This window comes from Streptosporangium sp. NPDC023825 (assembly GCF_040639575.1).
In the GTDB taxonomy this organism is placed as follows: Bacteria; Actinomycetota; Actinomycetes; order Streptosporangiales; family Streptosporangiaceae; genus Streptosporangium.
The window spans coordinates 1-9,058 of the sequence record NZ_JBFAAE010000120.1 but is presented as its reverse complement, the minus strand read 5'-3'; the positions used below and the strand labels follow the sequence as shown (position 1 = coordinate 9,058).

General features: G+C 69.5%; 7 protein-coding genes and 1 pseudogene. 3 read left to right on the top strand and 5 right to left on the bottom strand.

The annotated features are described in order from the left end of the window. A pseudogene (locus AB0G15_RS42860) lies at positions 1–236 on the bottom strand (hypothetical protein); the annotation flags it as partial. A gap of 378 nt (positions 237–614) precedes the next feature. Between AB0G15_RS42860 and pflB the strand changes: the two are divergent. The 3 genes from pflB to AB0G15_RS42845 all read left to right on the top strand — a co-directional run bounded on the left by pflB (position 615) and on the right by AB0G15_RS42845 (position 3,975). After that, positions 615–2,903 carry a formate C-acetyltransferase gene (gene pflB / locus AB0G15_RS42855; RefSeq protein ID WP_362851384.1) on the top strand — a complete coding sequence of 763 codons (2,289 nt, stop codon included), beginning with the start codon at positions 615–617 and terminating at the stop codon, positions 2,901–2,903. An 11-nt stretch (positions 2,904–2,914) separates the two neighbouring features. Next, positions 2,915–3,736, top strand: a complete 822-nt coding sequence (gene pflA, locus AB0G15_RS42850) for a pyruvate formate-lyase-activating protein (RefSeq protein WP_362851382.1) — start codon at positions 2,915–2,917, stop codon at positions 3,734–3,736. An 83-nt stretch (positions 3,737–3,819) separates the two neighbouring features. Further along, positions 3,820–3,975, top strand: a complete 156-nt coding sequence (locus AB0G15_RS42845; protein WP_362851380.1) for a hypothetical protein — start codon at positions 3,820–3,822, stop codon at positions 3,973–3,975. Between the two features lie 171 nt (positions 3,976–4,146). Here the strand turns inward: AB0G15_RS42845 and AB0G15_RS42840 are convergent, their stop codons facing one another. From AB0G15_RS42840 to AB0G15_RS42825, 4 genes are all read right to left on the bottom strand, one after another. Then, positions 4,147–5,715, bottom strand: coding sequence for an ATP-binding protein (locus AB0G15_RS42840; protein WP_362851378.1), 1,569 nt, complete (start codon positions 5,713–5,715; stop codon positions 4,147–4,149). Between the two features lie 20 nt (positions 5,716–5,735). Beyond that, complete coding sequence (locus tag AB0G15_RS42835) at positions 5,736–5,864, bottom strand: hypothetical protein (protein WP_362851376.1); 129 nt, start codon at positions 5,862–5,864, stop codon at positions 5,736–5,738. 202 nt (positions 5,865–6,066) lie between these two features. Next, positions 6,067–7,623, bottom strand: a complete 1,557-nt coding sequence (locus tag AB0G15_RS42830) for a polysaccharide lyase family 1 protein (RefSeq protein ID WP_362851374.1) — start codon at positions 7,621–7,623, stop codon at positions 6,067–6,069. A 247-nt stretch (positions 7,624–7,870) separates the two neighbouring features. Beyond that, the coding region (locus tag AB0G15_RS42825; protein WP_362851372.1) for a right-handed parallel beta-helix repeat-containing protein at positions 7,871–9,058 on the bottom strand (1,188 nt) is incomplete at its 5' end.

The window sequence follows — 9,058 nt, the reverse complement described above, 5'->3', positions numbered from 1 at the left end:
GCGGGAGTGGCGAACCCCCAGCCGAAGGTCTTGTCCAGGAACGCCCACAGGAAGATCCAGCCCAGGCCGATCCGGGCGATCGCCCAGACGTAGTCAGCCGGACGCCTGACGGCTGGGCGCTCAACGGCCTGGGTCGTGACGGCCGGTGTGGGCATGGCGTGTGCGGGAACGGTCTGTGCGGGGACGGCGCCCGTGACCGGTCCGGTGTGAACGTCGTGTCCGTGAGTGGTGGCCATGACGGCTCCCCTTTCCGTGTAGTTCCGTGCTTTTCAGTGGTTTTTCGCGGTCTTTGCGAACACCCTCATCACACCGTTTCCCGACGCCCGGCCACAGTGCCGTACGAACCGCCTCACGGCCTCGAACGTCCCTCCCCCACGGGACCTTCGGCCCTGTCGCGCGGCGTGCGACGGAAGCGAGACAGCGGAAAGGGTTCCAGTCTGCCCGGCGCTCCGGTGAGGCCCGCGCTGCCGTACGTCAACGCCGGCGAGGTCGCCGAATCCCTCCTCGCGTCGACCAAGGACGTTGGTCCCGCCCATCGGTGACCTCCGGCCGATGAGACGGGCCGCACCGGCGACGACAGTGGAAACGCAGACAAGAGGCGAGGGAGTTCTCCGATGACGAGCACGACGAGCACGACGGCCACGGCGAGCGTGTCGGCCGAACGGCAAGAGGCGACCTCGGCGCCCTGGCGCGGTTTCCATGGCGAGGCGTGGCGCGCTCACGCGGACGTCCGTGACTTCGTACAGGCCAACTACACCCCCTACGAAGGGGACGAGTCGTTCCTTTGGGGGCCGACGGACCGCACCCTGGCGGTATGGGGGAAGATCACCGCGATGCTTCCCGAGGAGCGCCGGCGTGGCGTCCACGACGTCGACGCCTCGACTCCTTCCTCGATCACGGCGCACCGGCCCGGCTACATCGATCGCGCCCGCGAGCTGATCGTGGGCCTGCAGACCGACGCGCCGCTGAAGCGTGCCATCATGCCCGCCGGCGGGCTGCGGATGGTGGACAACGGCCTGGCCGCGTACGGCTACACGCTCGACCCTCGGGTGCGGGAGATCTTCAGCAGGTACCGCAAGACCCACAACGACGGCGTTTTCGACGCCTACACCCCCGAGATCCGCGCGGCCCGCCGCTCGGGCGTGATCACCGGGCTGCCCGACTCCTACGGCCGGGGCCGCATCATCGGTGACTACCGGCGGGTCGCCCTGTACGGCGTCTCCCGTCTCGTCTCCTTCAAGGAGGCGGAGCTGCACGGCCTGGACGGCGTCTTCGCCGCCGAGGCGGTGATCCGCGACCGGGAGGAGCTGTCGGAGCAGCTGCGCGCTCTGGAGGAGCTGCGCCAGATGGCGGCCTCCTACGGCCACGACGTCTCCCGGCCCGCGGCCACCGCGCGCGAGGCGGTCCAGTGGCTGTACTTCGCCTATCTGGCCGCGGTGAAGGAGCAGAACGGCGCGGCCATGTCGCTGGGCCGCACCTCCACCTTCCTCGACGTCTACCTGCAGCGCGACCTCGACGAGGGACGGATCACCGAGCGGGAGGCTCAGGAACTCGTCGACGACTTCGTGATCAAGCTGCGGATCGTCCGGTTCCTGCGCACCCCCGAATACGACCAGCTGTTCTCCGGAGACCCGACCTGGGTGACCGAGTCGATCGGCGGCATGGGCGCCGACGGCCGGACCCTGGTGACGCGCACCAGCTACCGCTACCTGCAGACGCTGCGCAACCTCGGTCCCGCTCCGGAGCCGAACCTGACCGTGCTCTGGTCGCCGCGGCTGCCTGAGCCGTTCAAGCGGTTCTGCGCCCGCCTGTCGATCGAGACCAGCTCCATCCAGTACGAGTCCGACGACCTGATGCGGCCCGTCCACGGTGACGACACCGCCATCGCGTGCTGCGTCTCCGCGGCTGCGGTGGGCAGGCAGATGCAGTTCTTCGGCGCCCGGGTCAACCTGGCCAAGACCCTGCTGTACGCGATCAACGGGGGCCGCGACGAGATGACCGGCAAGCAGGTCGGCCCCGCCGTGGCACCGCTGACCGGCGAGTACCTCGACTACGACCGGGTCGTCGCGGCGTTCGAGGTGATGATGGACTGGCTGGCGCGCACCTACGTCGAGGCGCTGAACATCATCCACTACATGCACGACAAGTACTCCTACGAGCGCGTCGAGATGGCGCTGCACGACCACCCGGTCAAGCGCACCCTGGCCTGCGGCATCGCCGGCCTGTCGGTGGCGGCCGACAGCCTGTCGGCGATCAAACACGCCCGGGTGCGGGTGATCCGCGACGAGAGCGGGCTCGCGGTCGACTACGAGATCGAGGGCGACTTCCCCGCCTACGGCAACAACGACGACCGCGCCGACGACATCGCCGTGGACCTGGTGCGCTCGTTCATGGCCAAGGTCCGCCGCCACCCCGCCTACCGTGGCGCCGAGCACACCCAGTCGGTGCTGACCATCACCTCCAACGTGGTGTACGGCAAGCACACCGGCAACACCCCCGACGGGCGTCGCGCCGGCGAGCCGTTCGCGCCCGGCGCCAACCCGATGAACGGCCGCGACCGGCACGGCCTGGTCGCCTCCGCGCTGTCGGTCGCCAAGCTGCCCTACGACCAGGCCCAGGACGGCATCTCGCTCACCAACACCGTCACCCCCGAAGGGCTCGGCCGCACCGGCCGGGAACGGGTGGACAACCTGGTCGGGGTGCTCGACGGCTACATCGACGCCGGCGGCTTCCACATGAACGTCAACGTCCTGACCCGGGCCGTGCTGCTGGACGCGATGGAGCACCCGCACAAGTACCCGCAGCTGACCATCCGGGTGTCGGGGTACGCGGTGAACTTCGTCCGCCTCACCCGTGAGCAGCAGCAAGACGTCGTGGACCGCACCTTCCACGGATCGCTGTGACGGAGGCCGCGATGAACCCGGCAGCGCGCTGCGAGCAGGTGACCGCCGCTCGCGAAGCCGTGGTGCGGCAGGGCGAGGCCGAGCTTCGCCCGCCGCCCGCACCGCCGGGCACCGGCGTCGTCAGCTCCTGGGACCTGTCCATCGGCGTCGACGGCCCCGGCACCAGGTTCACGGTGTTCACCGCCGGTTGCCCGCTGCGCTGCCTGTACTGCCAGAACCCCGAGACCTGGCGGATGCGCGACGGCCGCCGCGTCACCGTCGACGAGGTCATGGCCGAGGTGGACAAGTACCGCAGGTTCGTCACCGTGGCCGGCGGCGGGGTGACCGTCAGCGGCGGCGAGCCGCTGCTACAGCCCGGCTTCACCGCCGAGGTGCTGCGCCGCTGCCACGAGAGCGGCCTGCACACCGCCCTGGACACCTCGGGCTTCCTCGGCGAGCGGGCCACCGACGCGCTGCTCGCCGACACCGACCTGGTGCTGCTCGACATCAAGTCCTCCGACCCGGCCGGCTACCGGCGCCTGACCGGCGCTTCGCTGGAGCCGACCCTGCGTTTCGCCCGCCGCCTGGCCGAGCTGGGCCGTCCGGCCTGGATCCGGTTCGTGCTGGTCCCCGGCCTCACCGACGCCCCGGACAACGTCGAGGGCGTCGCCCGCTTCGTGGCCGGCCTGGACAACGTCGACCGCGTCGACGTCCTGCCCTACCACCGCATGGCCGCCGAGAAGTACCGGCGCCTCGGTCTGGCCTTCCCTCTGCCGGGTGTGCTTCCGCCCGGCCAGGCGCTGCTGGATCGGGTTCACGCCCAGTTCCGGGCACACGGCCTCACCAGCATCTGACCGGCACGAAATCCCCCAACCTCCTGGCCACCGCGGTCGCCGCCGGGTACCTCATCCACGACATCAACGCTGACGGCCACCTCATGGCGATTCAGCCCACCCCCGGTTCCCCCCTGGACTCCGACCGGATCGTCGGCCCCACGGGTGATGTGCCGTTCAAGCACAGGACGCTCGCGCAGCAGCCGGAGCGTTTCCGGGGCGGGCCCGTCGAGCCCGGCTCATCTGGCGTGCTGAAATAGCCCGGCTTCAAGGTGCACAACCTGGCCAACGGCGTCGGCACCCCACCCGCGCGAAAGTACGAGGGCCAGGACGTCGTGGACGCCGGCCCCCGCCGGTTGCTTCGCACCCGTTCCACAGGGGTCTGGACTGGCGAGATCGCTTATTCCGGTGTCGTCGGTTCAAAACCGGTATCAGTTACGCAGCAGGGGCAGGCGCAGCAGGAGCCGCGCTCCGTGGCAGGAGCCGACAGGATCGGCGGCCTGCAAGGTGCCGCCGTGCGCCTGGGCGATTTGACGGGCGATCGGCAACCCCAGACCCGTGCCGCCGGGGTCGCTGCGACGGGCGTCGCAGCGGCGGAAAAACCGGCGGAAGACCGCTTCCCTGTCGGCGTGGGGGATGCCGGGCCCGTCGTCGGTCACCTCCACGATCGCCTGGTCGCCCTGGGCCCTCACCGTCACCTCCAGGCGAGAGTGGGCGTGGCGTTCACCGTTGGCCAGCAGGTTGCCCACCAGGCGGCCCAGCCGGACCGCCGAACCCTGGACCAGCACCCCGGCATCCAGGCACGTGGCAGTGGTGATCGTGGTGATCGTTGCCTGGCGGTGGAGCAGTTCCTTTCTCACCAGTCGGGCCAGGTCGACCGGCTCGGTGTCGACGGGTGCGCCGGCCTCCAGCCTGGCCAGCTCCAGCAGGTCGCCGACGATGGCACCCAGGCGCTCGGCGTCGTCAAGGGCGGCCAGCAAGTTCTGGCGGGCGTCGGCCGCAGGGTCGGCGAGGGCGACCTGCAGGCGGGTCTGCAGGCCGGTGATCGGGCCGCGCAGGTCGTGGGAGGTATCGGCGATGGCTTGTTGCTGATATTGCATCGCCGTGCGTAGTTGCTGCGCCGTCTGGCGTTCCCTCGCCTCGCCGCGGCGCAGCCGCTGATTGATCTCATGCAGTTGGCCGGCTTGCGCGAACAGCTGGGCCTCGATCGCCGCCATGTGCGCCAGGGCGGTGTCAGCGGTGACCGGCAGTCCCCTCGTGCTCATCTGCTGGACGAAGGCGGTCACTTCCTGTGGCAGGTTGACCACGCCGCGAACGTTGCCCTGCGCGTCCAGCAACGGAGCGTTGGTGATGTTCCAATACCGCTCCTGCACCTGTCCCGGCCTATCAGGAATCTCCAGGTCATAGCGCTGCAGCGGCATGATGTCGATCGCGGCCTCGGCCAGGACGCGTTGCATCGAAAGCCGCAGCGCTTCCCCCTGGCACGTCAACGGGCCGCCGGGAAAGACCTCCAGCAGATAACGGCCGACGATCTCCCGGCGCGAGCGGCTCGTCACCCGCTCGAAGGCCTGGTTGGCCGTGGTGTAGACCAACTCCGGCGACAACAGCGCCAACGCGGCGGGTGCCGCGTGGAAGGCCGCGGCGAAATCGGGTCGGGCCATCTCCAGCCCCCATCTCCAGCCCTCTTCGGCCGGCCGGCTCTGGCTGCGTGGATTGGTGTGGATTAATACAGCCATCGCCCCATCCGCTTCCTCAAAGGTGAGTTCGGCCAGGCCGGCTACCCGGTTGCGTCCACGAAGGCGGTTTAAGCGAGTTTTACCAGGTAGAGGGCGTGACATGAAGACGGCCGTCGCGCGGTCACCCGGGTCGCCAAACCAAGATCGGGAGTGCCCGAAGTACGCCAGAAGGACACCGGCGGCAGAGGTGACCAGCAGGTGACGGCCCGGCGGGGCGACCAGCACCAGCCCCGCCTTCATGGCGCCGTCGTCGGCGGTCCGCACCTTCAGGGCGGTTCGCCGGTTCAGATGTCGGCCAGTTCGCCGTCGTAGGTGGGGTCTTGGTGCGGTGCGGCGGGCAGATCGGCCGGTGGCCGGGCCTGCGCCCGAGGCAACGCCTTCAGACCACCCACCGAGGCGATCAACGCCACCACCGTGAACTCCTGCGGTCGGCTGTCGCCAGGCCGGTTCCGAGCGGGCGCGTCGACCACCGAAGTAGCGGCCCGGCTCGGGAAGCCACGCAACCCGCATGAGGCGGCTCGCAGGCCGTCCGAGGCCGAGGAGGGCGGCAACCGTCGGTTCGACGGTTGCCGCCCTCCTCGCGGGTGATCGGTAGCGGGTGGCGAAACCGGCGTGCTAGCCGGCGTAGGTCTCGAACTCGGCGACCTTCGGCGTGCCGGTCGAGCCGGCGATCCTGAAGGTGATCTTGCTCAGCGAGGTCGGGGTGAAGGTGACGGTGCCCGCTCCGCTGCCGGATCTCAGTACGGCGCCTGTGGTGCCGTTGACGAGCTGCCAGGACCCGATGACGCCCGCGGAGCCCGATGCCTCGCGGATGACGACGCTGGAGACCGTCTTGGCGGAGCTCCACTTGATCGAGATGTCACCGGTCGGGCCGGCCGGCGACCAGTAGGTGCCGAGGTTGCCGTCGCGCACGTTGCCGTAGCTCGTCCCGTCGGCCTTGCTGGAGCCGTCGGAGCCGGCCCCGATGCTGAGGTTGGTCCCGCTGGGCGGAGGGGTGATCGTGGGCGTGGGAGTCGGGGTCGGGGTCGGGGTCGCTGTGGGAGTCGGGGTCGGGGTCGGCGTCTGTGGCGAGCAGCTGCCGTTCGACACCCGCAGCCCCTTGTTGGCGCCCGCCGTCTGGCGGACGATGTCCGGCACGCAGCTCGCCCCGTCGAGGCTGTAGGCGTACGGGACGCTGACGGTGGTGTTGGACTGCGGGTTGGGCCCGGCGGGGGCGTTGTCGCTGCCGGGGGCCGACCAGGTCACGTTGTCGAAGATGTTGCCGGCGACCTGCCAGTAGCCGGCCTCGTCGGTGTAGAAGGTGCCCAGGACGTCCTTGGAGTCCTTGAAGTGGTTGTTCTCCACCTTGGCGCGGGCCCCGGCCCGGGAGTTGATGCCGGACTCGTGGAGGTCCACGTAGGAGTTGTTGTAGATGTGGGCTATGCCGCCCCGCAGCAGGGGGGTGCGGGAGTCGATGTTCTCGTACAGGTTGTGGTGGAAGGTGATGAAGCCGTTCGAGCGGTCGCTCTCACTGGACCCGATGAGCCCGCCGCGGCCGGAGTTGCGCAGGGTGCTGTAGGACAGGGTCACGTACTGGACGTTGTCCTTCATGTCGAAGAGGCCGTCGAACCCCTCCGACTCCCCGCCCGAGGCCTCCAGGGTGACGTGGTCGACCCAGACGTTGCGGACGGTGCTCTCCATGCCGATGGCGTCACCGCCGTTGGAGGTGGGCGAGCCCGACTTCTTGACGTTCCGTACGGTGACGTTCTGGATGATGATGTTGCTGGAGTCGCGGATGTGGATGCCCAGCTGGTCGAAGACGGCACCGTTGCCGACCCCGATGATCGTGACGTTGCTGATCTGCTTGAGCTCGATCACACCGGCGGCGGTGTTGCAGCTTCCGCCCGACACCTTGGTGGTGTTGCCGTGGTTGATGGTCCCCTCGACCTCGATGGTGATCGGGGTGCTGCTGCTGGCCCGGCCGCACAGGGCCGCGTGGATCGCGGTACCCGTACTGGCCCGCACCGTCTGCCCGCCCGCGCCGCCGGTGGTCCCGCCGTTGCCGGTCGCGTAACCGGTGGCGCTGCCGACCGCCGCCGACGCCTGGATCGCCGGCACGGCCACACCGGCCGCGGCCGCGGTGACCGCCGCGGCCAGTGCTGCCTGGAGTCGCAACGCGACTGCTCGTCTCATCCTCGTCTCACCTTCGTCGTCGAATGCTGGATACGTTCTTTTCTGTCCGGTCGATGCCGCAGGCCCGCTGCGGGGCCCACACCATCGGGCCTGTCACGGGACCGTCAGTGCCCGGCGCGGCGGCTCTGGCCGGTGGCGGGTTGGTGGACATCACCTCAGGCCGGTCGCGGTCAAGGGCATGTCGGCGGTGTCTTCTCCGAAGCGGTCACCGAGCGAGGCAGCGCTGCGGAATGTGGATCCGCAGACGTCAGATCCGCGCGCCGACGTCCGCTCCGTCACCAGGACGCAGGAAGGGCGAGGAGGGGACCGAGCCGTCCGCCGCCCGAGATCCCTTGATCGTGCTGGAGTCGGTGCTGACGAAACTCCAGGAGCCGCCGAGGTTCCAGGAGTTGCCCGAGCCTGAGGAGGACGAGCCGGGCGAGACCTGCGTCGCGTTCGCCACCGACAGATTCTTGGTGAGGGTGGAGTCGGAGTCGGCGAAGTCGAAGCCGGTGCCGCCGTTGCGCCAGGCGGTGTTGCGGTCGACGGTGAACCGGCCGGGGTTGCCGTTGTCGATGAAGCCGCCGACCGCGTTGTCGAACGCGATGGAGTTGCGGATCACGTGGTCGGCCCGCGGGTCGGGGTCACCGCCGCCGAGCTTGAAGCCGTTGCCGTCCCCGGTGTGGCCGGGCAGGTTCCACCGGTTGAATCCGTTGCCCCACGCCACCGACGACTCCACGGTGATCGGGGACAGGAACAACCAGAAGTCCAGGCCGTCGTCGGAGTTGTTCCACAGCCGGGCACCGCGCACCACGTTGCCGCTGCCCGAGCCCTCCTTGATGGCCAGGCCGTCGGCGCTCTCGCCGTTCTTGCGCGGGTCGCGGTTGCCGTAGGCGTCCAGGTTGACGATCTGGTTGTTGCCGGAGGCGCCCTGAAGGTGCAGGCCCGACTCGTAGTTGTCCCGGGCGATCAGACGGTCGAAGACGGTGTTGTTGGTCTCCAGGCCGAAGACGCCGTACGGGCCATGAATGATCTCCAGGCCGCTCAGGCGCCACCAGTCGCCCTCGAGGTGGATGGCGCCCCGTTCGGGGCGGGGGATGGTGGAGCCGACCGTGCCGGGCGTGTAGGGCATGTTCTCGCCGTCGAGGATGACCTTCTCGCCGTCGTGGTTGCGCATCGTGATGGGCTGGCTCGGCGTGCCGTTCTTGAGGATCTGGATGTTGGTGCTCGGCGCGTAGGTGCCGCCGCGGATGACGATCGTGTACCCCGGCTGTGCCAGGTCCACGGCCCGCTGTATCGTGCGCAGCGGCGAGGCCAGTGTGCCCGGGGCCGTGTCGTCGCCGTTGGTCGCGACGTACAGTGTGTTCGCCGGCGGCGGCTGGTCGCCGGTCTCGACGTCGAGGTGGTCGAGGTTGGGCAGGCCGGCGCTGCCGGTGGGGGTGAACCGGATGGTGTT